The organism is Kitasatospora sp. HUAS MG31 (genome assembly GCF_040571325.1).
GTDB classification, from domain to species: domain Bacteria; phylum Actinomycetota; class Actinomycetes; order Streptomycetales; family Streptomycetaceae; genus Kitasatospora; species Kitasatospora camelliae.
Map to the genome: position 1 here is coordinate 4865802 of NZ_CP159872.1, position 26373 is coordinate 4892174.

28 protein-coding genes are annotated in these 26373 nt (G+C 72.1%); 22 read left to right on the forward strand and 6 right to left on the reverse strand.

Annotated elements, in window-relative coordinates; all coding sequences use genetic code 11:
- The first annotated feature begins 35 nt into the window (after window positions 1-35).
- From ABWK59_RS22025 to ABWK59_RS22095, 15 genes are all read left to right on the forward strand, one after another.
- Complete coding sequence (locus ABWK59_RS22025) at window positions 36-683, forward strand: L-threonylcarbamoyladenylate synthase (protein WP_354642332.1); 648 nt, start codon at window positions 36-38, stop codon at window positions 681-683.
- A gap of 53 nt (window positions 684-736) precedes the next feature.
- Complete coding sequence (locus ABWK59_RS22030; RefSeq protein ID WP_354642333.1) at window positions 737-1357, forward strand: protein-tyrosine-phosphatase; 621 nt, start codon at window positions 737-739, stop codon at window positions 1355-1357.
- 185 nt (window positions 1358-1542) lie between these two features.
- On the forward strand, window positions 1543-2823 hold the full coding sequence (gene glyA / locus ABWK59_RS22035) for a serine hydroxymethyltransferase (protein WP_354642334.1): 1281 nt from the start codon (window positions 1543-1545) through the stop codon (window positions 2821-2823).
- A gap of 160 nt (window positions 2824-2983) precedes the next feature.
- On the forward strand, window positions 2984-4453 hold the full coding sequence (locus tag ABWK59_RS22040; RefSeq protein WP_354642335.1) for an MraY family glycosyltransferase: 1470 nt from the start codon (window positions 2984-2986) through the stop codon (window positions 4451-4453).
- 310 nt (window positions 4454-4763) lie between these two features.
- Complete coding sequence (locus ABWK59_RS22045) at window positions 4764-5201, forward strand: hypothetical protein (protein ID WP_354642336.1); 438 nt, start codon at window positions 4764-4766, stop codon at window positions 5199-5201.
- A 240-nt stretch (window positions 5202-5441) separates the two neighbouring features.
- Entirely contained in the window at window positions 5442-6275 is an 834-nt protein-coding gene (gene atpB / locus ABWK59_RS22050; RefSeq protein WP_354642337.1) for a F0F1 ATP synthase subunit A, read from the forward strand.
- A gap of 83 nt (window positions 6276-6358) precedes the next feature.
- Complete coding sequence (gene atpE / locus ABWK59_RS22055; protein ID WP_057226856.1) at window positions 6359-6592, forward strand: ATP synthase F0 subunit C; 234 nt, start codon at window positions 6359-6361, stop codon at window positions 6590-6592.
- Window positions 6593-6630: 38 nt separating this feature from the next.
- Complete coding sequence (locus tag ABWK59_RS22060) at window positions 6631-7188, forward strand: F0F1 ATP synthase subunit B (protein WP_354642338.1); 558 nt, start codon at window positions 6631-6633, stop codon at window positions 7186-7188.
- Window positions 7185-8000, forward strand: coding sequence for a F0F1 ATP synthase subunit delta (locus ABWK59_RS22065; protein ID WP_354642339.1), 816 nt, complete (start codon window positions 7185-7187; stop codon window positions 7998-8000). Before ABWK59_RS22060 ends, ABWK59_RS22065 begins: the two co-directional genes overlap by 4 nt.
- 158 nt (window positions 8001-8158) lie before the next feature.
- Window positions 8159-9733, forward strand: coding sequence for a F0F1 ATP synthase subunit alpha (gene atpA / locus ABWK59_RS22070; protein WP_354642340.1), 1575 nt, complete (start codon window positions 8159-8161; stop codon window positions 9731-9733).
- Window positions 9734-9765: 32 nt separating this feature from the next.
- Window positions 9766-10680 (forward strand): F0F1 ATP synthase subunit gamma, encoded by a 915-nt coding sequence (locus tag ABWK59_RS22075; protein WP_354642341.1) that lies wholly within the window; start codon window positions 9766-9768, stop codon window positions 10678-10680.
- Window positions 10681-10682: 2 nt separating this feature from the next.
- Window positions 10683-12137, forward strand: a complete 1455-nt coding sequence (atpD, locus tag ABWK59_RS22080; protein ID WP_354642342.1) for a F0F1 ATP synthase subunit beta — start codon at window positions 10683-10685, stop codon at window positions 12135-12137.
- A 201-nt stretch (window positions 12138-12338) separates the two neighbouring features.
- Window positions 12339-12722, forward strand: a complete 384-nt coding sequence (locus ABWK59_RS22085) for a F0F1 ATP synthase subunit epsilon (protein WP_354642343.1) — start codon at window positions 12339-12341, stop codon at window positions 12720-12722.
- A 135-nt stretch (window positions 12723-12857) separates the two neighbouring features.
- Window positions 12858-13358, forward strand: coding sequence for a DUF2550 domain-containing protein (locus ABWK59_RS22090; RefSeq protein WP_354642344.1), 501 nt, complete (start codon window positions 12858-12860; stop codon window positions 13356-13358).
- 55 nt (window positions 13359-13413) lie between these two features.
- Window positions 13414-13986, forward strand: coding sequence for a cob(I)yrinic acid a,c-diamide adenosyltransferase (locus ABWK59_RS22095; protein ID WP_354642345.1), 573 nt, complete (start codon window positions 13414-13416; stop codon window positions 13984-13986).
- 24 nt (window positions 13987-14010) lie between these two features.
- Here the strand turns inward: ABWK59_RS22095 and ABWK59_RS22100 are convergent, their stop codons facing one another.
- Window positions 14011-14562 carry a hypothetical protein gene (locus tag ABWK59_RS22100; RefSeq protein ID WP_354642346.1) on the reverse strand — a complete coding sequence of 184 codons (552 nt, stop codon included), beginning with the start codon at window positions 14560-14562 and terminating at the stop codon, window positions 14011-14013.
- Window positions 14563-14713: 151 nt separating this feature from the next.
- Between ABWK59_RS22100 and ABWK59_RS22105 the strand changes: the two genes are divergently transcribed.
- Complete coding sequence (locus tag ABWK59_RS22105) at window positions 14714-15922, forward strand: sensor histidine kinase (RefSeq protein WP_354642347.1); 1209 nt, start codon at window positions 14714-14716, stop codon at window positions 15920-15922.
- Window positions 15919-16575: a response regulator transcription factor gene (locus ABWK59_RS22110; RefSeq protein ID WP_354642348.1), complete on the forward strand. Its 657-nt coding sequence runs from the start codon at window positions 15919-15921 to the stop codon at window positions 16573-16575. Before ABWK59_RS22105 ends, ABWK59_RS22110 begins: the two co-directional genes overlap by 4 nt.
- 19 nt (window positions 16576-16594) lie before the next feature.
- On the opposite strand, the gene ABWK59_RS22115 is transcribed toward ABWK59_RS22110, so the two are convergent.
- Window positions 16595-16909 (reverse strand): hypothetical protein, encoded by a 315-nt coding sequence (locus ABWK59_RS22115; protein WP_354642349.1) that lies wholly within the window; start codon window positions 16907-16909, stop codon window positions 16595-16597.
- Between the two features lie 184 nt (window positions 16910-17093).
- Between ABWK59_RS22115 and ABWK59_RS22120 the strand changes: the two genes are divergently transcribed.
- From ABWK59_RS22120 to ABWK59_RS22130, 3 genes are all read left to right on the forward strand, one after another.
- Complete coding sequence (locus ABWK59_RS22120) at window positions 17094-17960, forward strand: 3-hydroxyacyl-CoA dehydrogenase family protein (RefSeq protein ID WP_354642350.1); 867 nt, start codon at window positions 17094-17096, stop codon at window positions 17958-17960.
- A gap of 378 nt (window positions 17961-18338) precedes the next feature.
- Window positions 18339-18704 (forward strand): STAS domain-containing protein, encoded by a 366-nt coding sequence (locus tag ABWK59_RS22125; protein ID WP_354642351.1) that lies wholly within the window; start codon window positions 18339-18341, stop codon window positions 18702-18704.
- A gap of 267 nt (window positions 18705-18971) precedes the next feature.
- The gene (locus ABWK59_RS22130; RefSeq protein ID WP_354642352.1) at window positions 18972-21182 is read left to right on the forward strand and encodes an ATP-binding protein; all 2211 of its coding nucleotides are present in this window, start codon (window positions 18972-18974) and stop codon (window positions 21180-21182) included.
- Between the two features lie 114 nt (window positions 21183-21296).
- Here ABWK59_RS22130 and nucS read toward each other — a convergent pair whose 3' ends face one another.
- Window positions 21297-21956, reverse strand: coding sequence for an endonuclease NucS (nucS, locus tag ABWK59_RS22135; RefSeq protein WP_354642353.1), 660 nt, complete (start codon window positions 21954-21956; stop codon window positions 21297-21299).
- A 361-nt stretch (window positions 21957-22317) separates the two neighbouring features.
- Between nucS and ABWK59_RS22140 the strand changes: the two genes are divergently transcribed.
- On the forward strand, window positions 22318-22710 hold the full coding sequence (locus ABWK59_RS22140; RefSeq protein ID WP_354642354.1) for an SCO5389 family protein: 393 nt from the start codon (window positions 22318-22320) through the stop codon (window positions 22708-22710).
- Between the two features lie 70 nt (window positions 22711-22780).
- Here ABWK59_RS22140 and ABWK59_RS22145 read toward each other — a convergent pair whose 3' ends face one another.
- Window positions 22781-23908, reverse strand: a complete 1128-nt coding sequence (locus ABWK59_RS22145) for an LLM class flavin-dependent oxidoreductase (protein WP_354645058.1) — start codon at window positions 23906-23908, stop codon at window positions 22781-22783.
- Between the two features lie 325 nt (window positions 23909-24233).
- Here ABWK59_RS22145 and ABWK59_RS22150 point away from each other — a divergent pair, with 325 nt between their 5' ends.
- Window positions 24234-24554 (forward strand): ATP/GTP-binding protein, encoded by a 321-nt coding sequence (locus ABWK59_RS22150; RefSeq protein WP_354642355.1) that lies wholly within the window; start codon window positions 24234-24236, stop codon window positions 24552-24554.
- Between the two features lie 4 nt (window positions 24555-24558).
- Here ABWK59_RS22150 and ABWK59_RS22155 read toward each other — a convergent pair whose 3' ends face one another.
- Entirely contained in the window at window positions 24559-25326 is a 768-nt protein-coding gene (locus ABWK59_RS22155; RefSeq protein ID WP_354642356.1) for an ABC transporter permease subunit, read from the reverse strand.
- Window position 25327: 1 nt separating this feature from the next.
- Window positions 25328-26308, reverse strand: a complete 981-nt coding sequence (locus ABWK59_RS22160; RefSeq protein WP_354642357.1) for an ABC transporter ATP-binding protein — start codon at window positions 26306-26308, stop codon at window positions 25328-25330.
- Window positions 26309-26373: the final 65 nt, after the last annotated feature.

The window sequence follows — 26373 nt, forward strand, 5'->3', positions numbered from 1 at the left end:
GGCTTCGCTGTGACTTTCGGAAGGGGACTGCACCGATGAGCCGCCGTTACGACTGCTCCGACGCCGGGGACCGCGCCAGTGGTCTGCGCGAGGCCGCCACGGCGATCCGCCGTGGCGAGCTCGTCGTGCTGCCGACCGACACCCTGTACGGGGTCGGCGCGGACGCCTTCTCCCCGGACGCGGTGGCCGCGCTGCTGGCCGCCAAGGGCCGCGGCCGCAACATGCCCTCCCCGGTGCTGGTGGGCTCCCCGACCACCCTGCACGGCCTGGTCACCGACTTCTCCGAGCAGGCCTGGGAGCTGGTCGACGCCTTCTGGCCGGGCGGGCTCACCCTGGTCGCCAAGCACCAGCCCTCGCTGCGCTGGGACCTCGGCGAGACCCGCGGCACGGTGGCCGTCCGGATGCCGCTGCACCCGGTCGCCATCGAGCTGCTGAACACCACCGGCCCGCTCGCCGTCTCCAGCGCCAACAAGACCGGCGGCCCCTCGCCGGCCACCTGCGACGAGGCCCAGGCCCAGCTCGGCGAGGACATCGCGATCTACCTGGACGGCGGCACCGCCGACTTCGCCACGGCCTCCACCATCGTCGACGTCACCGGCAAGGTTCCGGTGGTCCTGCGCGCGGGCGCGGTCAGCGTCGAGCAGCTGAGGGAGGTCGTTCCGGACCTGGAGGCCGGCAGTTGACGGCCGCCGCCTCGCTGCACGGTGCGGAACCCGGCATACCCTCCGCACTCGCCGTGGCACCCCGTCCGCTGGACACCTTCCGGATCCTCTTCGTCTGCACCGGCAACATCTGCCGCTCGCCCATCGCCGAGCGGCTGACCCGGCTCGAACTGGACGCCCGGCTCGGCGCGGCCGCCGGCCGCATCGTCGTGGAGAGCGCCGGCACCTGGGGGCACGAGGGCGCGCCGATGGAGGCGCACGCGGCCACCGTCCTCGGTGAGTACGGCGCCGACAGCGCCGGATTCGAGGGCCGCGAGCTGCTCGACGAGCACGTCATCGAGGCCGACCTGGTGCTCACCGCCACCCTGGACCACCGCGCCCAGGTGATCTCCATGGGCCACTCCGCGGGCCTGCGGACCTTCACGCTGAAGGAGTTCACCCGGCTGGTGCGGCGGGTCGACCCCAGTACCCTGCCGGACCCGCGGGACGGCGCGCGGGTGACCGAGCGGGCCCGGGCGCTGGTCCGGGCCGCGGCGGCGCTGCGCGGGTGGCTGCTGGCCGCGACCCCGGAGTCGGACGAGCTGCGGGACCCGTACGGCGCGCCGATCGGGATGTTCCGGAACTGCGGGGGCGAGATATACGACGCGCTCGACCCCGTGGTGACCGCGCTGACCGGGATCCCGGCGCAGGACTGAGGCGGGTCCCGCCGGGGGCACGGGCCCGCCCGCCCGCCCGCCACCCGGCCCGTGGAGGCCCCCGGAGGGCCTCAGCGGCCCCGGGGACGACCGGGCGGCCCAATCGTAGGCGTGTGAGCGGGCCGGGCCGTGGGGGCGGTCCTACGCTGGAAGGGCCCTTGCCCCGCCGCCGCCCGGGAGCCGCCATGTCCGTCACCGATGCCGCGCAAGGCCGCACCGGAACCACGAGATCCTGGACCGTCCCGGACGCGCTGCGCAGGGCCGACCCGCTGGTCGCCGACCTGCTCTCCGCCGAGGCCGAGCGGCGGACCGACTCCCTCCAGCTGCTGGCCGGCGAGAACGTGGCCAGCCCGGCCGTGCTGGCCGCCCTGGCCGGCCCGCTGGTGGACAAGTACGCCGAGGGGTACCCGGGCCGCCGGCACCACACCGGCTGCGCCCCCGCCGACACCGTCGAGCTGCTCGCGGTGGACCGGGCCCGCCAGCTGTTCTCCGCCCCGCACGCCAACGTCCAGCCCCGGTCCGGGACTTCGGCGATGCTCTCGGCGTACGCGGCGCTGCTGCGGCCCGGGGACGTGGTGCTGGCGATGTCCCTGGAGCACGGCGGCCACCTCAGCGCCGGCTCCCGGGCGAACTTCTCCGGCCGGTGGTTCGAGTTCGTCGGCTACGGCGTGCGCGAGGACGACGGGCTGATCGACCTGGACCAGGTCCGCGAGCTGGCGCTCCGGCACCGCCCGAAGGCGATCATCGCCGGCGGCATCTCCTACCCGCGGCACATGGACTGGGCCGCGTTCCGGCGGATCGCCGACGAGGTCGACGCCTACCTGATCGCCTCCGCGGCGCAGACCATCGGCCTGGTGGCGGCCGGCGCCGCGCCCTCCCCGGTGCCGTACGCCGACGTCACCGTGGCGGTCACCCACAAGCTGCTGCGCGGGCCGCGCGGCGGCCTGCTGCTGTGCACCGCCGAGCTGGCCGACCGGGTCGACCGGGCGGTCTTCCCGTTCTCCCAGGGCGGCGCGGCGATGAACGAGGTGGCCGCCAAGGCGGTGGCGCTGGCCGAGGCCGCCACCCCGGAGTACACCGCCTACATCGGGCGGGCGGTGGCCGGGGCGCGCTCCCTGGCCGCGGCGCTCACCGCCGCGGGCGCCCGCCTGCTGACCCACGGCACCGACACCCACCTGGTGACCGCCGACGTCAGCCCGCTCGGACTGAGCGGCCTCGACGCCGAGCGGCGCTGCGCCGCGGCCGGGCTGATGCTCGGCAAGTGCGCGCTGCCCTTCGACCCGGCGCCGCCCACCGAGACGTCCGGGATCCGGCTGGGCACCGGGGCGGCGGCCGCGCAGGGGATGGCGGAGCCGGAGCTCGCCGAGGTGGGCGCGCTGATCGGTACCCTGCTCAGGGACGGTCCCGACCCGCGGATCGGCGCCCGGGTCCGGGAGCTGGCGCGGGCCTTCGCGGGCCGCGGCTGAGGCGGCCCCGGTGCCCGGGTGGCCCCGAAGGCGAACCGCGGTACGCGTCCGGTCGTCCGAATCAATAAGGTGTGCTGCGTGGCAACGCACCTCGAACCCCGGACTTTCACGGGAGTACGCTCCGTACTCGACCGTCGGATCGTGACGCAGGAGGCCAGTGGTGCGTGAGTATCTCCTGGTGCTGTTCGTCACCGCCGCGGTGACCTACCTTCTGGTCAGTCCGGTCCGGAAGTTCGCCATCGTGGCCGGCGCGATGCCCGCCGTGCGCGCCCGCGACGTCCACCAGGAGCCGACTCCCCGGCTCGGTGGCATCGCGATGTTCGGCGGCCTCTGCGCGGGCCTCCTCGCCGCCTCCCAACTCACGACCCTGGGACGCCTGTTCGTCCAGAGTGCGGACGTCCGGGCGCTGCTGTCCGGGGTCGGCATCATGTGGGTGCTCGGCGTGCTCGACGACAAGTGGGGCGTGGACGCCCTGGTGAAGCTGGGCGGCCAGATGATCGCCGCCGGCGTCATGGTCTGGCAGGGCGTGACCGTCATCTCGATCCCGGTGCCCGGCGTCGGCCCGGTCGCGGTCACCCCGACCCAGGGCATGATCATCTCGGTCGCGCTGGTCGTCGTCATGGTGAACGCGGTGAACTTCATCGACGGCCTCGACGGCCTGGCCGCGGGCATGGTCTGCATCGCCGCGATGGCCTTCTTCCTGTACTCCTACCGGCTCTGGCTGGGGTACGGGATCAACGACGCCGCCCCCGCCGCGCTGTTCAGCGCCGTGCTGATCGGCATGTGCCTGGGCTTCCTGCCGCACAACCTGCACCCGGCGCGGATCTTCATGGGCGACTCGGGCTCGATGATGCTCGGCCTGATGCTGGCCGTCGCCGCGATCTCCATCACCGGCCGCGTGGACCCGGACCTGATCACCGACCGGACGGGTTCGCAGACCGCCACCGTGCACGCGTTGGTGCCGATCTACATCCCGCTGCTGCTGCCGCTGACCGTCATCGCGCTGCCGCTGGCCGACCTGCTGCTCGCCGTGGTGCGCCGCACCTGGGCCGGCAAGTCGCCGTTCGCGGCCGACAAGCAGCACCTGCACCACCGGCTGCTGGAGGTCGGGCACTCGCACAGCCGGGCCGTCCTGATCATGTACTTCTGGGCCGCGCTGATCGCCTTCGGCACGGTGGCCTTCTCGGTGACCAACACCGGCCGCACGGTGGTGCTGACGCTGGCCGGGCTCTGCCTGGTGGGCATCGTGGTGCTGCTGATGCCGCGCTTCCGTCCGCACGCGCCGCGGGCCGTGCAGGCCTTCGTGCCGCCGCGCTACCGCAAGCGCGCGACGGCGGCCGGGGCGACCGTCGCCGCCGGTGGCGCCCCCGTCGCCGCGGCCGCACCCGCCGAACCCGTCGCGCCCGTCTCGACGGCCGGCGTCCCGCGGGTGGCCGACACGGTCGCCGGGGCGGCGGAGCCGACCGGACGGGCCGCCGCCGAGGCGGTCCAGGGCCCGGCCACGGCGGCCGGGGCGGCCGAGGAGAGCGCCCCCGCGATGGCCGAACTCTCGGCCGAGGACAAGGCCCTGCTGGGCCGTCTGGGCTCGGGGGCGCACTCGGTGGGCACGCACGCCGACCGCCAGGGCTGACCCCCCGTCAACTCGGGCTCGGCCGAACGGCTTCACCCGAACGGCGGCACCCTTGGGCCTATGGTGTGACAGGTGCCACACGTTCATGGTAAAGCTCTCATCAAATAGTTTGTGATACCGTTCACGAGTACCGAGAACACGCCGAAAGACCTGACAGGGTGGAGGACTTCCGCCCCCGGTCGGTCTCCCTCGACGGGCTCGCCGTCGAGTGGCCGGCCCGGGCAGAGGTTCTCGGTGCGGCGTTCCCCCGCCGCACCCCCTTGCGCCAGTCCCCCGTTCGTTACACCGACATGCCGCCGGAGCTGCCGACATGCCGTCCCCCGACGCCCGGATCCTCCGTGGCGCCGCAATCCCCACTGCGGTCGCCGGAGTGGTCGCCATGGCGATCTCCACCGCCGTTGCCGGGGCCCAGGGATTGGTCGGCGCCCTGTTCGCCACCCTGTTGGTGATGGCGTTCTTCAGTTCCGGCCAGATCGCACTCGATCGGCTGACCAGGAACAATCCGCAGATCTTCATGGCCGCCGGACTGTTGGTCTACACGACACAGATCCTCCTGGTGGCGATCGTGCTGGCGGTGTTCAAGGACACGACACTCTTCGACACCAAGGTGTTCGGCTTCACGTTGCTCGGCTGTGTCCTGATCTGGACCGGATTCCAGGTGCGCGGTGCGATGAAAGCCAAGATCTATTACGTCCAGAACGGTGACGACGACTCCGACGACGACTCGAAGTCGGGGCGTCAACCGTGACCGGGGCGGGCTGTCCCCCTCGCGAGGGGGGCGGTGTTTATGCCCCCCTGACGGACTGCTATCGTCCGTCGCAACGACGGAGTACGGGTTGCGGCCCCGCCCACCGGCTCCGCGAAGCCTTCGAAGATCCCGCGGCAGTGGTTGACGCCGCGCCGGGTCAGCGAGAAATCCAACAAGTTCCAGTGCCGCACCGTGGCCGCAGGCCGCGCCGACACACCGAGGTTGCCGTAACCATGCGTCATGACGAAGGAGTCTGTGGTGAGTGCTGAGCCCACCTTGCTCGCCTCTGGGGGCAGCTGCCACTTCAGTGACCCTGGCTGCGGTTTCCCCGCTCCCGGCCTGAACGAGTTCCAGTTCGAGCCGATCTTCACCATCGGCAGCTTCGAGTTCAACAAGCCGATGCTGCTCTCGGTCTTCGTGGCCGTGCTGGTGGTCGTGTTCTTCTGGGCTGCCTTCGCCAAGCCGAAGCTGGTCCCCGGCAAGCTGCAGCTGGTCGGCGAGATCGGCTACGACTTCGTCAAGCGCAGCATCGTGCTGGAGACGATCGGCAAGAAGGGCGAGAAGTACGTCCCGATGCTGGTCTCGATGTTCTTCTTCGTCTGGCTGATGAACATCATGTCGATCATCCCGTTCGCGCAGTTCCCCGTGACGGCGGCGATCGCGTTCCCGGCCGGCCTCGCGGGCATCGTCTGGGTCACCTACATGGGCCTGACCTTCAAGAAGCACGGCTTCGTCGGCGGTCTGAAGAACCTCTGCTGGCCGTCGGGCATCCCCGGCTGGGTCATGTTCATCCTGGTGCCGATCGAGTTCTTCTCGAACATCTTCGTGCGCCCCTTCACGCTCGCGGTCCGAGCCTTCGCGAACATGTTCGCCGGCCACCTGCTGATCGTGATGTTCTCCATCGCCTCCTGGTACCTGCTCAGCCCGAGCCTGGGTGCGCTGTACGGCAGCGCCTCGTTCATCGTGGCCGTCGGCCTCACCGCCTTCGAGCTCCTGGTCCAGTTCCTGCAGGCCTACATCTTCGTGATGCTGGCCAGCAGCTACATCGCCGGTGCCCTGGAAGAGGCGCACTGAGCCCCGCAGCCCCCGGCTGCGCACCCCTCAACGTCCGGTGGCCAACCACTACCGGTTCACATCCCTGAAAAGGACAAGCTGAAATGGCACAGCTCGCTGAGCTCACCGGTTCCATCGCCTCCGTCGGCTACGGTCTCGCCGCGATCGGCCCCGGCATCGGCGTCGGTCTGATCTTCGGCAACGGTGTCCAGGCCATGGCCCGCCAGCCCGAGGCCGCCGGCCTCATCCGCTCCAACATGTTCATCGGCTTCGCGCTGACCGAGGCGCTCGCCCTGATCGGCATCGTCATGCCGTTCGTCTTCGGCACCGGCTCCTGATTCCCCTGCCGTAGCCCGATTTCGAGGAAGGTCCAGATATGAACATCGCGGCTCAGCTCGCGGAGGAGGGGGAGAAGATGAACCCCCTGCTGCCCGCATGGCCCGAGGTCATCATCGGCCTGCTCTGCTTCTTCATCGTCTTCGGCTTCCTCGGCAAGAAGCTCCTCCCCAGCATCGAGCACGTGCTGAAGGAGCGCCGGGACGCGATCGAGGGCGGCATGGAGCGCGCGGAGGTGGCTCAGGCCGAGGCTCAGGCCCTGCTTGAGCAGTACCGTGCCGAGCTCGCCGACGCGCGTCACGAGGCCGCTCGGATCACCGAGCACGCCCGGGAGCAGGGCGCTGCCCTGATCGCCGAGATGCGCGAGGAAGGCCAGCGTCAGCGCGAGGCCATCGTCACCGCCGGCCACGCCCAGATCGAGGCCGACAAGAAGCAGGCGTCCGCCGCCCTGCGCCAGGACGTGGGCTCGCTCGCCGCGCAGCTGGCGTCCCGCATCGTGGGTGAGTCCCTGGAGGACCACGCCCGGCAGAGCGGTGTGATCGACCGCTTCCTCGACGAGCTCGAGGCGAAGGCCGGGGCCGCGGCAGGTGCCAAGTGATCGGCGCCAGCCGTGAGGCCCTGGCCGCCGGCCGGGAGAACCTGGAGAGCCTGACCGACAACACCTCGGTGGACGCGGCCAAGCTCGCCGAGGAGCTCGCAGCCGTCACGGCGCTGCTGGACCGCGAGGTGTCGCTGCGCCGTGTCCTGACCGACCCCTCGCGGTCCGGTCAGGACAAGGCCCAGCTGATCGCCTCGCTGCTGTCCGGCCAGGTCTCCGGCGAGACCGTCGACCTGGTCTCCGGCCTGGTCCGGTCCCGCTGGTCCGGCGCCCGTGACCTGGTGGACGCGGCGGAGGAGCTCTCCGCGTACGCCGAGGTCATCGCCGCCGACAAGGCCGGGGTCCTGGACGACGTCGAGGACGAGGTGTTCCGGTTCGGCCGGGTCGTCGGCGGCTCGCACGAGCTGCGCGCGGCGCTGACCGAGCCCAAGGCGGGCACCGCCGCCAAGGCGGAGCTGATCAAGAAGCTGCTCGGCGGCCGCGCCAACGCGGGCACCGTCCGCCTGGTCACCGCCCTCGTCACCAACCCGCGGGGTCGTAGCCTGGAAGGCGGCCTGGAGGCGTACTCCAAGCTCGCCGCCGCCCGGCGCGGCCGTGTGGTGGCCCTGGTCACCAGCGCCGTTCCGCTGTCCGACCGGCAGAAGGAGCGCCTCGGCGCCGCGCTGGCCGGGCTGTACGGCCGCCAGGTCCACCTGAACATCGACGTCGACCCCGAGGTCGCCGGCGGTGTCCGGGTGCAGATCGGTGACGAGGTCATCGACGGCACGGTCGCGAGCCGCCTGGCGGCTGCGCGCCAGGGCCTCGAAGGCTGACAGCACAGACGCATCATCCGACCCTCGGTCGGGCGTCGGTTCACACCGAGTGAGCCGGCAAAACGTACGGCCGGTTCACCCGACCCGGCCGAGAGTCGAGCACTTGCGGCCCTCAATGGCGGGCCGAGGATCGCAAACTAGGAGAGCAGGGAAGCCTGATGGCGGAGCTTACGATCCGTCCGGAGGAGATCCGGGACGCACTGGCCGACTTCGTCCAGTCGTACCAGCCGGACGCGGCCGCGCGCGAAGAGGTCGGCACGGTCACCGAGGCCATGGACGGCATTGCCAAGGTCGAGGGCCTGCCCTCGGTCATGGCCAACGAGCTGCTGAAGTTCGAGGACGGCACCCTCGGCCTCGCGCTCAACCTCGACACCCGCGAGATCGGTGTCGTCATCCTCGGTGAGTTCTCGGGCATCGAGGAGGGCCAGACGGTGCAGCGCACCGGCGAGGTCCTCTCCGTCCCGGTCGGCGACGGCTACCTCGGCCGTGTCGTGGACCCGCTGGGCAACCCGATCGACGGCCTGGGCGACATCGCCTCCACCGGCCGCCGCGCCCTGGAGCTGCAGGCCCCCGGCGTCATGGTCCGCAAGTCGGTGCACGAGCCGATGCAGACCGGCATCAAGGCCATCGACGCGATGACCCCGATCGGCCGCGGCCAGCGCCAGCTGATCATCGGCGACCGCCAGACCGGCAAGACCGCCGTGGCGATCGACACGATCATCAACCAGCGCGACAACTGGCGCTCGGGCGACCCGAAGAAGCAGGTCCGCTGCATCTACGTCGCCGTGGGTCAGAAGGGCTCCACCATCGCGTCCGTCCGCGGCGCCCTGGAGGAGGCCGGCGCGCTGGAGTACACCACCATCGTGGCCGCTCCCGCCTCCGACCCGGCCGGCTTCAAGTACCTGGCCCCGTACACCGGCTCCGCCATCGGCCAGGAGTGGATGTACGACGGCAAGCACGTCCTGATCATCTTCGACGACCTGTCGAAGCAGGCCGAGGCCTACCGCTCCGTCTCCCTGCTGCTGCGCCGCCCGCCGGGCCGCGAGGCCTACCCGGGTGACGTCTTCTACCTGCACTCCCGCCTGCTGGAGCGCTGCGCCAAGCTCTCCGACGAGCTGGGTGCCGGTTCGATGACCGGTCTGCCGATCATCGAGACCAAGGCCAACGACGTCTCGGCGTACATCCCGACCAACGTCATCTCCATCACCGACGGCCAGTGCTTCCTGGAGTCCGACCTGTTCAACGCCGGCATCCGCCCGGCCGTGAACGTCGGTATCTCGGTCTCCCGCGTCGGTGGCTCCGCCCAGATCAAGGCCATGAAGTCGGTCGCCGGCCGCCTGCGCCTGGACCTGGCCCAGTACCGCGAGCTGGAGGCGTTCGCCGCCTTCGGTTCCGACCTGGACCCGGCCTCCAAGGCCCAGCTGGAGCGCGGTGCGCGCATGGTCGAGCTGCTGAAGCAGGGCCAGTACCAGCCGTTCCCGGTCGAGGAGCAGGTCGTCTCCATCTGGGCCGGCACCACCGGCAAGCTGGACGACGTCCCGGTCGCCGACATCCGCCGCTTCGAGCGCGAGTTCCTGGACCACCTGCGCCTGGAGCACAAGGGCATCCTGGCCGGCATCGTGGAGACCTCGAAGCTGGAGGACGGCACCATCGACGCGCTGACCTCCGCGATCGAGGGCTTCAAGCAGGGCTTCACCACGGCTGACGGCAAGCTGCTCTCCGAGCAGGCCTGAGTCCGGTAGCGAGGGAAAGGACGTAACGACCCATGGGAGCACAGCTTCGGGTCTACAAGCGCCGGATCCGCTCTGTCACCGCGACGAAGAAGATCACCAAGGCGATGGAGATGATCTCCGCGTCGCGCATCGTCAAGGCGCAGCGCGCGGTGGCCGCCTCCACTCCGTACGCCGATGAGCTCACCCGGGCGGTGACGGCGGTGGCCACCCGGTCCAACGCCAAGCACCCGCTCACCACCGAGAACCCGAACGCCACCAAGGCCGCCGTCCTGCTGATCACGGCGGACCGCGGCCTGGCGGGCGGCTACTCGACCAACGCCATCAAGCAGGCGCTCGCGCTCACCGCGCGGCTCCGCGACGAGGGCAAGGACGTGGTGACGTACATCGTCGGTCGCAAGGGCGTCTCGTACTACAACTTCCGCAACCTCGGGGTGGCGGGTTCGTACACGGGATTCTCCGACAAGCCGACCTACGGTGACGCCAAGGCGGTCGCGGTCGAGCTGATCGAGGCCTTCACGGCCGAGACCGGCGGCGTGGACGAGCTGCACCTGGTCTCGACCAAGTTCGAGTCGATGCTGACGCAGACGGCGCAGGACGCCCGGCTGCTGCCGCTGAAGCTGGACGAGGTCGAGCTCAGCGACGAGTCCAAGGCCAAGCACGAGATCTTCCCGCTGTACGACTTCGAGCCGTCGGCGGAGGGCGTGCTGGACGCGCTGCTGCCGCGGTACGTCGAGAGCCGGATCTACAACGCGCTGCTGCAGTCGGCCGCTTCCGAGCACGCCGCCCGCCGCCGTGCGATGAAGAGCGCGACCGACAACGCGGGAGAGCTCATCAAGTCGCTCACGCGGCTTGCCAACTCGGCCCGTCAGGCCGAGATCACCCAGGAAATCAGCGAGATCGTCGGCGGTGCCAACGCGCTCGCAGACGCTAGCCGCGGGAGCGAATGAGTATGACCACCACTGTTGAGCCGACGGGCGCCGGACTGGCCACGGGCCGCGTCGCCCGGGTCATCGGCCCGGTCGTCGACGTGGAGTTCCCCGTCGACGCGATTCCGGACATGTTCAACGCCCTGCACGTCGAGGTGGACAACCCCGACGGCACGGGCAAGAAGACCCTGACCCTCGAGGTCGCCCAGCACCTCGGCGACGGACTGGTCCGCGGCATCTCGATGCAGCCGACCGACGGCCTGGTCCGTGGCGCGCAGGTCTCCGACACCGGTTCGGCGATCTCCGTCCCGGTCGGCCAGATCACCAAGGGCAAGGTGTTCAACGCCCTCGGTGAGGTCCTGAACACCGACAAGGACGAGTTCGAGGCCCAGGTCACGACTCGCTGGCCGATCCACCGCAAGGCCCCGAACTTCTCCGAGCTCGAGTCGAAGACCGAGATGTTCGAGACCGGCATCAAGGTCATCGACCTGCTCACCCCGTACGTGACCGGTGGCAAGATCGGTCTGTTCGGTGGTGCCGGTGTCGGTAAGACCGTTCTCATCCAGGAGATGATCTACCGCGTCGCCGAGAACTTCGGTGGTGTGTCGGTCTTCGCCGGTGTCGGTGAGCGCACCCGTGAGGGTAACGACCTGATCCACGAGATGGTCGACTCCGGCGTTCTGGACAAGACCGCGCTGGTCTTCGGCCAGATGGACGAGCCCCCGGGCACCCGTCTGCGCGTCGCGCTCTCCGCGCTGACCATGGCGGAGTACTTCCGCGACGTCGAGAAGCAGGACGTGCTCCTCTTCATCGACAACATCTTCCGGTTCACCCAGGCCGGTTCCGAGGTGTCGACCCTGCTCGGCCGTATGCCCTCCGCGGTGGGTTACCAGCCGAACCTGGCCGACGAGATGGGCCTCCTGCAGGAGCGCATCACCTCGACCCGCGGTCACTCGATCACCTCGATGCAGGCGATCTACGTCCCCGCGGACGACCTGACCGACCCGGCGCCGGCCACCACCTTCGCCCACCTGGACGCGACCACCGTTCTGTCGCGCCCGATCTCGGAGAAGGGCATCTACCCGGCCGTCGACCCGCTGGACTCCACGTCCCGCATCCTCGACCCGCGGTACATCACGCAGACCCACTACGACACGGCCGTCCGCGTCAAGGGGATCCTGCAGAAGTACAAGGACCTGCAGGACATCATCGCGATCCTCGGTATCGACGAGCTGTCCGAGGAAGACAAGATCACGGTGCACCGCGCCCGTCGCATCGAGCGCTTCCTCTCGCAGAACACCTACGTGGCGAAGCAGTTCACCGGTGTCGACGGTTCGACCGTGCCGCTGTCGGAGACCATCGAGGCCTTCAACGCGATCGCGGACGGCAAGTACGACTCCGTTCCGGAGCAGGCCTTCTTCATGTGCGGTGGCATCGAGGACCTCGAGAAGAACGCCGCCGAGCTGGCGAAGAAGTAACCCGCCGGCCGGTTGACGGCTGAACGACCGTGAGGGGTGGTCCCCGGCCCTGGGGGCCACCCCTCACGGCTCGCCACGGCTGTGATCCCGGTCATTTCCGTGCCGCTGGTTTCATGCCGGGGGTGCGGGCCCGTTATTCTTACCGAAACTGCCGAGAAATCGGGTCGACCCGATCTCCCGGCAAGAGCCTAGGAGCCCACGTTGGCTGAGCTGCACGTCGAGCTGGTCGCAGCCGACCGCAAGGTGTGGTCCGGTGCGGCCACCATCGTTGTCGCCCGTACGGCCTCCGGTGACACCGGCATCATGCCGGGCCACACTCCGGTGCTGAGCGTGCTGGAGACCGGCCCGGTGACCATCCGCACGACCGATGGCGGCACCGTCATCGCGGCCGTGCACGGTGGGTTCATCTCGTTCGCGGACAACAAGCTGTCGATCCTCGCCGAGATCGCCGAGCTGGCCGACGAGATCGACATCGCCCGTGCCCAGCGCGCGCTGGACCAGGCGCAGTCCGAGCTCGACGAGCACGCCCAGCGGCGCGCCGAGGTCCGCCTCTTCGCCGCGCGCGGACTCAAGGCCCACGCCTGAGCACGTAGCACGACCGACGGTCCCGGGGACGCGAGAGCGTGACCCCGGGACTGTCGTATCAGTTGGTAGGACAGTGCCGGCCGTCGTTGATACGACCGGCGAACGGGGACGCAGGCAGCGAGGAGGTCGGTGAGCATGGTCCTCGCCCTTGTGGTGTGCGCGGCGGTCGTGGCGGTCGCGGTGGCGGGTCTGGTCGGCTTCGCGGTACGCCGGCGGATCATCCAGCGGGTAGGCGGAACGTTCGACTGCAGCTACCGCCTCAAAATGCCCGCCGACGCCTCGACGCAGCCCGACCTCGACGAGAACGGACAGCCCACCTCCGCCCCGGTCCCGGTGACCGACGGCAAGGGGTGGGTTTTTGGTATCGGTCGGTACAGCGGCGACTCCATCGAGTGGTTCCGGGTCTTCAGCTACGCGCCCCGGCCCCGCCGGATCCTGCCGCGGACCGAGATCGAGGTGCTCGGCCGCCGCTATCCGGAGGGCCAGGAGGAGCTGGCCCTGCTCTCCGGCTCGGTGGTGCTGCGCTGCCTGCACAACGGCGCCCCGCTGGAACTCGCCATGAGCGAGGACGCCCTCACCGGCTTCCTCGCCTGGCTGGAGGCGGCCCCGCCCGGGCAGCGGGTCAACGTCGCGTAGCGGTGTGGTCGACGCCTCCTCACCGGCACCCCCGCGTCGCCGCTAGGCTGCGGCCATGGTGAACCTGACGCGCATCTACACCCGGACCGGGGACGACGGCACGACGGCTCTGGGGGACATGAGCCGCACCACCAAGACCGACCCCCGGCTGGTCGCCTACGCGGACACCAACGAGGCCAACGCCGCGATCGGCGTGGCGATCGCGGCGGGCGCGCTCCCCGAGGACGTCGGCGCGGTGCTGACCCGGATCCAGAACGACCTCTTCGACGTGGGCGCCGACCTGGCCACCCCGGTGACGGAGAACCCGGAGTACCCGCCGCTGCGGGTCCTGCAGTCGTACATCGACCGGCTGGAGGGCGACTGCGACCACTACCTGGCCTCGCTGGAGAAGCTCCGCAGCTTCATCCTGCCCGGCGGGACGCCGGGGGCGGCCTACCTGCACCTGGCCTGCACCGTGGTGCGGCGGGCGGAGCGGGCCACCTGGGCGGCGATCGAGGTGCACGGGGACACCGTGAACCCGCTCACCGCGAAGTACCTCAACCGGCTGTCGGACCTGCTGTTCATCCTGGCCCGGGCGGCCAACAAGGAGCAGGGCGACGTGCTGTGGGTGCCGGGGGAGAACCGGTAGGGCTCCCCTCCCGGGGATGACCCGTCAGGCCGCGTCCTGCGGGGCCGCCGGGGGCTGCTTGGGCCAGATCGTGTAGCTGGCGGCGACGGCGGTGTTGATGGCGGCGGCCAGGCCCAGCCGCCAGTACCAGCTGGTGAACACCTCGCCGCCGGGCGCGTCGGTGAGCAGCCGCAGAGCGGTGATCAGCGTGAGGGTGATGGCGGCGGAGACCACCGTCCGGCGGCAGATCAGCCACTCGTGGCGGGTCCGCTCGGCGCCGTACTTCGGGGTGGGCGGCGGCTTCGGCCCGCCCGCGTAGCGGTGCAGGAAGTGGCGGTCGGCCCAGCGGACCAGCGACGGCCCGTAGCCGATGGAGAAGCCCAGGTAGCTGGCGGCGAGGGCGTGCGTCCAGCTGGCGGTGGCGCCGCCGCGCAGGTCCAGCAGGGTCAGCAGGAAGAGCACCAGGTCGATGGTGGGCAGGCCGACCAGCAGGACGGTGGAGGTCCGGCGCCACCGCAGCAGGTAGCGCGTGCTCAGACCCAGGCCGAGGACCACCCAGAAGGCGACCTCGGCCGCGAGGATCAGGGTGACGATCATGACGGGGCTCCTAGGGCTGGTCGACGGTGGTCCCAGCCTCCCGCGCGGGGCCGCCCGGGTCGTCGTCGCCCGGACCGAACCGCGGCTGCACCTTTCGATGTACGCCGGATCATCCCGGCCGCCGAGCCGCCCGCCCGGCCGGGATGATCTGATGGGACGCGTGCTCAAGCCGACCCTCACCCCGCGTCAGGAGGACCGGGCGATCGCCCTGTTCGGCCTGCTCGGCGGGCTGGTGCTGATCGCCTTCAGGGCGTACGACTCGGAGGGCGTCCCGCGCTGGGCGGCGGCCCTCCCGCTGGTGGCGATCGCCGTCCTGGAGCTGTTCCGGCGGACCCGGCCGGTCCTGACGGTCTGCGCCGGCGGCGCGGTGTTCGCGGCCTGCATCGCCACCGGGTCGGTGATCGCGACGATCATCATGTACACCGACCTGCTGTACGCGGCCGTGGTCTACGGCAGCCGGCGGATGTCGGGGATCCTGCACCTGACCGGTGCGGGCTCGGTGATCCTGGTCAGCAGCCTGGTCTACGTCTACAGCGGCTCGGTCTCCGCGACCCTGGTGGTGGTCGTCACCGGCTCGCTGGTCTTCCTCACCCCGGTGTGGAGCGGCGACCTGGTGCGCAAGCACCGCGAGGAGGCCGAGGCCGAGCGGCTGCGGGCCCAGCAGACCGCGCTGCTGGCCGAGCTGGACCGGCGGGGCGCCGTGGTCGCCGAGCGGGCCCGGATGGCCCGCGAGCTGCACGACGTGATCGCCAACCACCTCTCGGCCATCGCCATCCACGCCACCGGCGCGCAGTCGCTGGCCCGCCGCCGGCAGCGGCCGGAGGACGACCCGCTGGTCGAGGCGATCGGGGTGATCCGGGAGAACAGCGTCCAGGGCCTGGCCGAGATGCGGCGCATGATCGGGCTGCTGCGCGACAGCGGCGGCGGCGAGGCCACCGAGTCGTACGCCGCACCGCGGCTGGACGCCCTGGAGAGCCTGGTGGCGCAGGCCCGGGCGGCCGGGCGGGACGGCGGGCTGGCCTTCGAGGCGGCCGAGGTCGGTGAGCGCGGCGAGCTGCCGGCGCCGCTGGAGCTGGCCGCGTACCGGATCGTCCAGGAGTCGCTCACCAACGCGGTCAAGCACGCGGCGCCCGGGACGGTCCGGCTGGACATCGGCTACCGGCTGCGGGAGCTGGAGATCACCGTGGACAGCCCGTACCGGCCCGGCGAGGGCCAGGGGCTGCCCGGCGCCCGGGCCGGGCTGGTGGGCATGGGGGAGCGCGCCGAGCTGCTCGGCGGGAGCTTCCGGGCCGGTCCCGAGGACGGCCGGTGGCGGGTACGGGCGGTACTGCCGCGGGAGACGAAGGGCGGGGACGGGTGACCATCCGGATCGTGGTGGCGGAGGACCAGGCGGCGGTCCGGGCCGCGGTGGTGATGATCCTGCGGGCCGAGCCGGACCTGGAGGTGGTCGGCGAGGCCGCGGACGGCGAGGAGGCCGTCCGGCTCGCCCTCCTGCTGCGCCCGGACGTGGTGCTGATGGACATTCAGATGCCGCGGCTGGACGGCGTCTCGGCCACCCGACGGGTGGTCTCCGCCGGCGCCGGGCAGGTCCTGGTGCTGACCACCTTCGACCTGGACGAGTACGTCTACGGGGCGCTGCGGGCCGGCGCGGCCGGCTTCCTGCTCAAGGACCTGGAGGCGGACGCCCTGGTCGACGGGATCCGGGCGGTGGCCCGCGGCGACGGGATGCTGGCGCCCTCGGTGACCCGGCGGCTGATCAGCACCTTCGCCCGCCCGGCGGCCGACGACCGGCCGGACGCCCGGGCCGCGGTCGGCGAGCTGACCCCGCGCGAGCGGGAGGTGCTGGCCTGCATCGGGGCAGGCCTGTCCAACGGTCAGATCGCCGAGCGGCTGGAGATGGCGGAGGCCACCACCAAGACCCACGTCAGCCGGATCCTGGCCAAGCTCCAGCTCCGCAGTCGGGTCCAAGCCGCCATCCTGGCCCAGGAGTTGGGAATCCTGACCACCGACTGACCGCCCGCAGCGCGGGCCGTCAGCCCGCCTGCAGCGCCGCCCGGGCCCGCGCCACGTCGGCCGGCCAGACCATCAGCCGCAAGCCCTCGGTGGTGGCCACCGCGGTGTGCCGGACCCCGGCCGCCGTCAGCAGCCGCCCCAGCCGCTCCGCCTCCGCGCGGCCGGACGGCTCGGCCACCGGGACCAGCAGGCCGTACTCCTCCGGCGGACCGGTCCGCGGGCGCCGCGCGACCAGCGACCTCCCGCGCCCGTACGTCCAGCGCAGCAGCAGCGCCAGCACCCCGACCGCCCCCAGGCTGATCACCAGGGCGGCCAGCGGACGAACACCGGTCAACGCGTCAACCTCTTCCGGTACGGACACAGATCACACCGTCCAATCACACCACGGAGTCCACCGGGGCATTAGAGTCCGGCGGGTGAGCGAAGGGGCGAGCCGTCGGCGGTGAGCCCCGCGGGGCGGCTCGGGGGAGGACCCCGCTGCGGGCCGCCGTCGGGACGGCCAACGGGAGACCACAGCCATGAGCAACGCAGCGACCCAGCAGATCGCCGTGATCGGCGCCGGCCTGATGGGCGCGGGCATCGCCCAGGTCTCGGCCCAGGCCGGGCACCCGGTCGTGCTCCGCGACGTCACCGAGGCCGCCCTGCGCCGCGGCCTGGACGGCATCCGCGCCTCGTACGAGAAGTTCGCGGCCAAGGGGAAGCTGACCGCCGAGCAGGCCGAGGCGGCGCTGGGCCGGATCACCACCACCACCGACCTGGGCGCGGTCGGCGAGGCCGACATCGTCATCGAGGCGGTCTTCGAGCAGCTGGACGTCAAGGAGGCCGTCTTCCGCGAGCTCGACAAGCTGGCCAAGGACGGCGCGGTGCTCGGCTCCAACACCTCGGCCATCCCGATCACCCGGATCGCCGCCGCGACCTCCCGCCCGGAGAGCGTGGTCGGCGTGCACTTCTTCTCGCCGGTGCCGCTGATGAAGCTGGTCGAGCTGGTCCGCGGCTACAAGACGAGTGACGAGACGCTGGCCCGGGCCAAGGCCTTCGCCGAGGGCGTCGGCAAGGAGGTCGTGGTGGTCAACCGCGACGTGGCCGGCTTCGTCACCACCCGCCTGATCACCGCGCTGGTGGTCGAGGCCGCCAAGCTGTACGAGTCGGGCGTGGCCTCCGCCGAGGACATCGACACCGCCTGCCGGCTCGGCTTCGGCCACCCGATGGGCCCGCTGCAGACCGCCGACCTGACCGGCGTGGACATCCTGGTGAACGCGGCGCGCAACATCTACGCCGAGACCCAGGACGAGAAGTTCGCCGCCCCCGAGCTGATGGCCCGCATGGTCACCGCCGGCGACCTGGGCCGTAAGAGCGGCCGCGGGTTCTACGACTACCAGGGCTGACGCCCTCTGCCAGGCGGCCGCCGGGTCCTGGGCTTTTCTGACAATTTCCGTTGTGCGAATTGTCAGACAAGCCCTAGCACTCGGGACCGTCGGGCGGGTGAGTTTGCTCACGCCCGCGCCGCAGACGGGTGATTTGGGCGGTAATCGAGCGTGGGTGTGGGAAGTTCCTGCGTATATTCCCTCGGACGGGTGAAGTTGAGAGGCACTCCGCCGGGTGGGAGAAACCTGCGGAGTTGGTTCACCGTCAGATGAGGGGGAGACCGGCGCGGCCCGAGGGACGCGGGGGCCCCGGCTCCACGGCAGGGCGGCGCCCCGGCGCGCCCCACCCCCGGACGGAGCCCCACCGCCTGGACAAGCGGACAGACGAAGGAGGAGAGCGTGCGGATCACCGGCGACCGCCACAGCCTGGCCATCGAGGGCCGGCTCGACGTCCGCAGCGCCGCCGACGCCCGGGCCCGCCTGCACGCCGCCGTCGACGCCGGCCAGGGCGACCTGGTGCTGGACCTCGGCCGCCTGGAGTCCTGGGACGCCACCGGCCTCGGCGTGATCATGGGCACCCACCGGCGGGCCGGCCGGATCGGCCGCCGGCTCGTCCTGCGGTCCGTCCCCGCCCAACTGCAGCGGCTCCTGGTGGCCACCCGCCTGCACCGCATCCTCGCCGTCGAGGGCTCCGTCCCGGACGCCTACGGCACCACCCTCCCCGCCCTCGGCACCGCCGCACCCCTGGCCCTGCCCACCCTCTGAACCCCACCCTCTGAGCCCCGCGCCGGGCCGACCGGGCCCGACGCCGGGCCGACCGAGTCCCGTACCGGGCCGGGCGCGGAAACCCCCCCAAACCGGGCCGAACTCGGCCGCACCGACCGGCTCGTACCGCTCCCCGTACGCCCGGACACCGCCCACCTGCCGCGGAACCGGGGTCCGGTCTGTGCCCGGCGACCCGAGTGTGGGAAAGTCTGCGCTCAGGAAACGGTGGCCGCCCCCCGGCGGCCCTGAGGGGCGGGGAGCGGCCACGTGGAACAGCCAACCGGTGACTTCCGGCAGGACGGGGCACGCCCGCGGACCGGCGAGCTGGTCTCCGGCGAGCTGCTGCTGACCGTCGGCGGCCCGGAGGGCTCGGAGGCCCGCCCCTGCCCGGACGAGTGGCGCCCCGCGCCCCGCCGGATCCGCAACCTCGTCCAGGCCCGCCCCGAACTCGGCCCGAGCCCGGCCGTCGGCCCGCTCGCCCTCGGCAGCGGCCCCGCCGACCTCCCCCTGCTCGACCGGGAACGCGACGTCGAGCAGCTGCTCGGCCTCCTCGCCGAGGGCCGCTCGGTACGCCTGGTCGGCCAGGCCGGCTCCGGCCGCAGTGCCCTGCTCGCCGCCGTCGCCGAGGCCGCCGCCGAACTCGCCCCGGACGGCGTGGTCCGCCTCGGCGGCCACCGCCGGACCGCGAACGACCTGCTCCAGGACCTGTTCGCCGCCACCCACCACGCCCCCGGCTTCCGCCCCGACCGCGCCCAGCTCACCGACCTGCTCGCCGGGGTCGGCGCGATCGTCGTCATCGACGACGTCGAACCCGTCGGGGACGAGCTGGAGGACCTGGTCGCCGCCGCTCCCGAGTGCGCGTTCCTGATCTCGGTCCCGCCCGGCAGCCCACAGCTCGCGCTGGACTCCGCACTCCGCGACCACCTGGTCGCCGGCCTCTCCCGCAGCGCCTGCCTCACCCTGGTCTCCCGGCTCGCCGGCCGGCCGCTGGACGAGGCCGAGCGCGCCTGGGCGGTGGACCTCTGGTTCGAGTCCGAGGGCCTGCCGCTGCGCTTCGTCCGCGCCGCCGCCCTGCTCCGCCAGCGCGACGCCGCCGTGGACACCCTGGTCGCCGCCCACGAGGACCGCGGCACCGTCTTCGGCACCGTCCGCCCCGTCGACGAACCGGACGACCCGGCCGTCCTGGAGAGCGAGCTGCGCCGCACCCTGCCGCTGCCCTCGGTCGCCGAGAGCGCCGCGCCCGCCCTCCGCCTGGTGGACGGGCTCAGCGACTCCGCCCGGACCGTGCTGCACCTCGCCCTCGCCCTCGGCGGCGAGTGCCCCACCGCCCCGCACCTGCCCGCCCTGATCGAGGTCGGCCTCGGCGAGAGCGCCCTGCAGGAACTGGTCGACTGCGGCCTCGCCGTCTCCGTCGGCGGCCACCACCGGCTCACCGAGGGCGTCCTCACCCGGCTCGCCGACCTGTGGGAGCCGGCCGGGGTCGCGGACGGCGCCGCCGAGCACTTCTCCTGGTGGGTCGGCAACAGCTCGGTGAGCACCGCCCAACTCGCCGCCGAGGCCGAGGTGATCGTCGCGGTGCTGACCGCCGACCGGGCCGCCGACCGCCCGGAGGCCGTCCTGCGGCTGGCCCGCGCCGCCGCCCCCGCGCTCGCCCTGTCGCTGCGCTGGGGCGCCTGGGAGCGGGTGCTCCAACTCGGCCTGGAGGCCGCCCGGACGGCCGGCTCCGGCGCCGACGAGGCCTGGTTCCACCAGGAGCTCGGCGTGTTCGCGCTCTGTACCGGCGCCGACCGGCGCTCCACCGCCGAACTGGAGGCCGCCGTCGCCGTCCGGGCCGCCCTCGGCGAGCAGCGCGGCAGCGCGGGCGCCCGGCGGATGCTGGACCTGCTGCGCGACGAGGCCGCCGAACTCGCCGACGGTGCGGGGGAACTGGCCACGGTGAAGCGCCGCCCGGTGATCCGGCGCGCCATCGCGCACGCGCCGTACCGCTTCCGCAGCATCGCCGCCGGCGCGGTCCGGACCGGGCGGGACACCCGGCGGACCGTGATCGCCGCCTCCGCCGCGGTCGTGGCCGTCGGCGTGCTCGGCACCGCGGTCGGCCTGAGCGTGCTCGGCACCGACACCTCGCCCGGTGGCCGGGTCCGGCACAGCGGCTCGCAGGAGGACGGCACCGTCCCCGGCGACCTCAACTTCAGCAGCAGCCCGTCCCCGGAGGACACGGCCGCCGCCGCCACCGAATCCGGCTCCCCGACCGCCGAGCCCTCGCCGAGCGGATCGACGACGAGCAAGAAGCCCACCCCGACCAGGTCCAGCCCGAGCGCCACCGCCACCACCACCCACGGCCCCGGCCCCACCCAGGCCCCGCCCCAGCCCAACCCCAAGCCGTCGACGGGAGCTTCGTCCTCGACGCCCCCGTCGCCGACCACCCCGCCGCCGACCGGCGAGACGCCGACCGGCACACCCTCCAGCACGCCGACCTGACGCAGCCGGGCGACCGGACGGGGCGCGGGAACTGCGCGGGTGGTGGGTGCGGCCTCGCACCTACCGACTCGCGCGGCTCCCGCGCCCCTGAAGAACCGCGCGGGTCGCCGGAGGCTAGAAGAGCTTCAGCTTGTCGTCGTCGATGCCACGCAGCTCGTCGTAGTCGAGCACCACGCACCCGATCCCACGGTCCCCCGCCAGCACCCGCGCCTGCGGCTTGATCTCCTGCGCCGCGAACACCCCCTTCACGGGCGCCAGCAGCGGATCACGGTTGAGCAGTTCCAGGTACCGGGTGAGCTGCTCGACGCCGTCGATCTCACCGCGCCGCTTGATCTCGACGGCCACCGTGGTGCCGTCGCCGTCGCGGCACAGGATGTCGACCGGCCCGATGGCGGTCGGGTACTCGCGGCGGATCAGCTGCCAGCCGGCACCCAGCACCTCCATCCGGTCGGCGAGCAGCTCCTGGAGGTGGGCCTCCACGCCGTCCTTCACCAGACCGGGGTCGACCCCGAGTTCATGGGAGGAGTCGTGCAGGACCTCTTCGAGCGAGATGATCAGCTTCTCACCGGCCTTGTTGATGACCGTCCAGGTGCCGTCCGCCTCCTTGAGGGAGCAGGGCGGGGACATCCAGTTGAGCGGCTTGTAGGCGCGGTCGTCGGCATGGATGCTGACGCTCCCGTCGGCCTTCACCAGGATCAGGCGGGTGGCGGACGGGAGATGGGCGGACAGCCGACCGGCATAGTCGACGGAGCAACGGGCAATTACGAGACGCACGGTCGACCACGCTAGCCCACCGGGGCCAGTTGATGCGATTCCGCGACAGCCGGGTGAAGAACCCGCGCAGACGGCGAACCATGGTGACCGTACCCTCACGCACCGTACCGGGCACCTCGGTCCGTCCGGCGTCGGGGGTGCGGTCGACGGGGACGAGGACGCCGCGTGAACTCTGCGACGGGATCCGGCCAATCTGGTCCGCCGGGCGGGGTTTCCGACGGAATTCCCGGCATTCGGCAGCCGTCCCGGCCGATGGCTGCCACGCTGGTCGTGTATGCAGTGAGTGAGCAGCACGGCACCATCCGTACCAACCGCACGACCACCGCGGCATCCGCCCTGGTGGACCGCGAGAGGAGAACCCATGTCGCTCGACGTCTCACCGGCCCTGCTTGAGATGGCCGAGAGAGGCGAGGTCGACGAGAGGGAGTTCGTCGACTGCGTCCGCACGTCCCTCCCGTACGCCTGGGACCTGATCAGCTCGCTGGTCGCCCAGCTCAAGGTCGACGGCACCGATTTCGCCGACAACCAGGTTCCGCCGCCCAGCGAGCAGGCCCGCGGCCAGCTGCTGCGCGCGCTGGCCAGCGACGCGATCCGGGGGGCCCTGCAGCGGCACTTCGGCGTGCGGTTGGCGTTCCAGAACTGCCACCGGGTCGCGGTGTTCGCGCCCTCGGACAAGAACGAGGAGCGCTACCGGCGCTTCACCTCCGTCCGGGCCCAACTGCTCAACCAGTCGCCCGAACTGCGCGACTGCTGAGCCGCACCCCGAGCGGGCCGCCCCGGTTCCCGAGACCGGGCGGCCCGCCGACGCTCCACCGGCCCGCCGCTCAACCGAGCTGCGGCAGCACCTCGGCACCGAGCCGGGCGATGTTGTGCAGGGTCGCGGCCCGGTCGCCGGAACCCTCGGCGAGCAGCGCGAAGCGCCGGATGCCCGTCCGCTCCGCGGTGGCCAGCAGCCGGTCCGCGCACTGCCGGGGCGTCCCCACCGCGTGCAGGTCGCACAGCAGCTCGGTGTACGCGTGCGGGTCGCGCATCCGGCGCTCCCGGCCGTCGACCGTGCGGTGCGCGCCGAGACCGTGCTCGAAGAAGGCGGGCATCGACCGCAGCAGCCTGGCCCGGGCGGCCGCGGCCCGGTCGTCCACCTGGACCACGCCGGCCGCCACGTGCTCCCGCTCCACCCGGGCCAGCTGCTCCTCGCCGCGGCCGGCGGCCCGCCACGCGGTCCGGTACAGGCCCAGCATCTCCTGCTTGTCCTCGTCGCCCGAGTGCATCCCGAGCAGCATCGGAAGCCCCCGCTCGGCCGCGGTGCGCACGCCGTTCGGGGAGGTGCAGGCCACCACCACGGGCGGACCGGCCGAGGGTGCGGCGGCCGAGGTGTCCTGGCGCTGCCGGGGGAAGGAGAACTGCGGCCCGCCCGCCTGGTCCACGCCCAGCCAGCCGGCCAGCTCCGGCACCCGGGCCGGCTCGGCCGCCCGCGGCACCACCGGCACCTCCGGGAAGGTGAACTGCGGCCCGCTGCCGCCCACCCGGGACCCGCGCAGCCAGCGCAGCAGCAGGTCCAGCCGCTCGGGGAAGCCCTCCTCGTACGCGGCCAGGCCGGTGCCGAACACCTCCAGGTCGATCCACGGGCCGCCGCGGCCCACCCCGAGGGTGAACCGGCCACCCGAGGTCAGGTGCAGCAGCGCGGCCTGCTCGCCGAGCGCCACCGGGTGCCGGACCGGCAGCACGCTCACCGCCGTGCCCACGCCGATCCGGCGGGTCCGCCCGAGCAGCAGCGCCGCCAGGGTCGCCGCGTCCGGGCAGACGCCGTACGGGACGAAGTGGTGCTCGGCCAGCCAGACGGCGTCCAGGCCGGCCCGCTCGGCGGCGGTGGCGGCCTGGAGCGTGCGGTCCAGCGCCTCGGCGTGGCCCTGGCCGGGGAACTGCGCGGAGAGCAGGAAGGCACCGACCCGGATCGAGTCGGTGCCGGAGGGGCGCGGGGACGAGGGCGTCGGGGCGGGCGCCGGGATCCTGGGGGAGACCGGCGCCTCGGGCCGCGGAGTGGTCTTGGTCATCGGGTGCCTCCTGGGGTGCGCGCAGGGTCTGCGAGCCCCGCCTGTCCCCTTGTGAGTAACCCATGTCATGTGCCAACGGCACGCCGAATGACCGAATTACCCGAAGTTCGAGTGGATCTCGGGGGAAACGGGACTGTGGCGGACCGGCCCGTGATAGTGGCCTCCGGGGCCCCCTGACGCCCCGTACCCTGGGGGTGCAACCCGCCCGGCCGAGAGGTAGTTCAACGTGTCGCCCCGCCGCAACCGGACCAACAGCGCCGCCGACCGCGCCCAGGCGCCCGCCGCCCCGCTGGGCGGCTCGCTGCGCCGGACGGAGAGCTTCCGGGGCGAGGACTGGGTGGTGCAGACGGTGGCCGGCACCTCCGGGCGCTCCTACCGCTGCCCGGGCTGCGACCAGGAGATCCCCTCGGGGGTCGGCCACGTGGTGGCCTGGCCCGACCACGGCCACGGCGTCGAGGACCGCCGGCACTGGCACCGCGCCTGCTGGGCCGCGCGCGAGCGCCGCGGTTCCGCCGTCCAGCGGGGCCGCGGCGCTCCGAAGTACTAGGGCCTCAGGCGTCCCGCTTCTTCAGCACCAGCGCCCCGCCGAGCAGCGCCGCCGCCGTCCACGCCAGGCAGATCAGGAACCCGCTCCACGGCCCGTACGGCTGGTCGGTCTGCTCGTAGACCAGCAGCATCCGGGAGCCCGCGTAGTCGGGGAAGTAGTGCGCCACCGTCCGCACCTTCGGGACCGCCGAGAGGATCGGCGACAGCAGGAAGAAGAACGGCACCAGGATGCCCAGTGCCAGGGTCTGGTTGTGCAGCATCGCGGTGACCCCGGCCGCGAACAGGCAGAGCATCGTCAGGTAGAGCGCCGCCCCGAACACCGCGCGCAGCACGTGCGGTGCGCCGAGGGTGGTGGAGTGGTCGCCCAGCATCGCCTGGCCCAGGTAGAAGGTGGCGAACGCGGTCACCAGCGACACCGCCAGGGCCAGCCCGCCCAGCACCAACGCCTTGCCGGTCAGCAGCGTGCCCCGCTGCGGCACGGCCGCCAGCGAAGCCCGGATCATGCCGCTGCTGTACTCGTTGCCGATCGCCAGCACCCCGAACACGATGATCGCCAGCTCGCCCAGCAGGATGCCGGAGAACGCGGTGCCGGTGGCGTCGAACGGGGTCCGCCGGTCGCCGGCGAACTCCTCGAAGTTGTTGTTGGTGAGCAGCGAGAGCAGCGCGCCCACGCCCAGGGTGACCACGAAGGTCAGCGCCAGGGTCCAGATCGTGGAGCGGACGCTGCGGATCTTCGTCCACTCCGACTGCAGGATCGCGGGGAAGGACGCCATCTCACTTCTCCTTCCTGGCAGCGCCGCCCCGGGCCTGCCAGCTCGAACCCCAGGCCCCCGCCGCGTCGCGGCCCTCGCCGTCCCCCGCGTGGTACTCCACCGAGTCCGCGGTCATCCGCATGAACGCCTCCTCCAGCGAGGCCTGCTGCGGGCTCAGCTCGTGCAGGGTGATGCCGCGGGAGGCGGCCAGCTCGCCGATGAACTCCAGGTCGCCGTCCTCCACCTCGTACGCGCCGTCCGGCCCCGGAACGGCCCGCAGCCCGGCGCCGGCCAGCGCGTCCTTGAGCTGCTCCACGTGCGGGGTGCGGACCCGGACCGCCGAGCGGGAGTTCTGCTTGATGAACTCGGACATCGGCAGGTCCGCCAGCAGCCGTCCCAGACCGATCACCACCAGGTGGTCGGCGGTCAGTGCCATCTCGCTCATCAGGTGGGAGGAGACGAAGACCGTCCGGCCCTCCGAGGCCAGCTCCTTCATCAGGGTGCGGACCCACAGGATGCCCTCGGGGTCGAGACCGTTCACCGGCTCGTCGAACATCAGGATCTCGGGGTCCCCGAGCAGCGCCGAGGCGATGCCCAGCCGCTGGCCCATGCCGAGCGAGAAGCCCCGGGCGCGCTTTCCCGCCACCGCCGTCAGACCCACCAGGCCCAGCACCTCGTCGATCCGGCGGCGCGGGATCCGGTTGCTCTGGGCGAGCCAGAGGAGGTGGTCGTACGCGGTGCGGCCGGGGTGCACCGCCTTCGCCTCCAGCAGCGCGCCGATGTACTTCAGCGGTTCGTTGAGCTGCCCGTACCGCTTGCCGTCGATGGTGACCCGGCCGCTGGTGGGGCGGTCCAGGTCGAGGATCATCCGCATGGTGGTGGACTTGCCGGCGCCGTTGGGCCCGAGGAAGCCGGTCACCACACCCTGGGGGACCTGGAAACTCAGGCCGTCCACGGCCAGCTTGTCGCCGTAACGTTTCGTCAGCTGATGAAGCTCGATCATGTTGGCTCCTTGCTCCCCGCCAGACTAGGACAAACCGGACGAGTGGGCGCAGGGTCGGCGCCCGT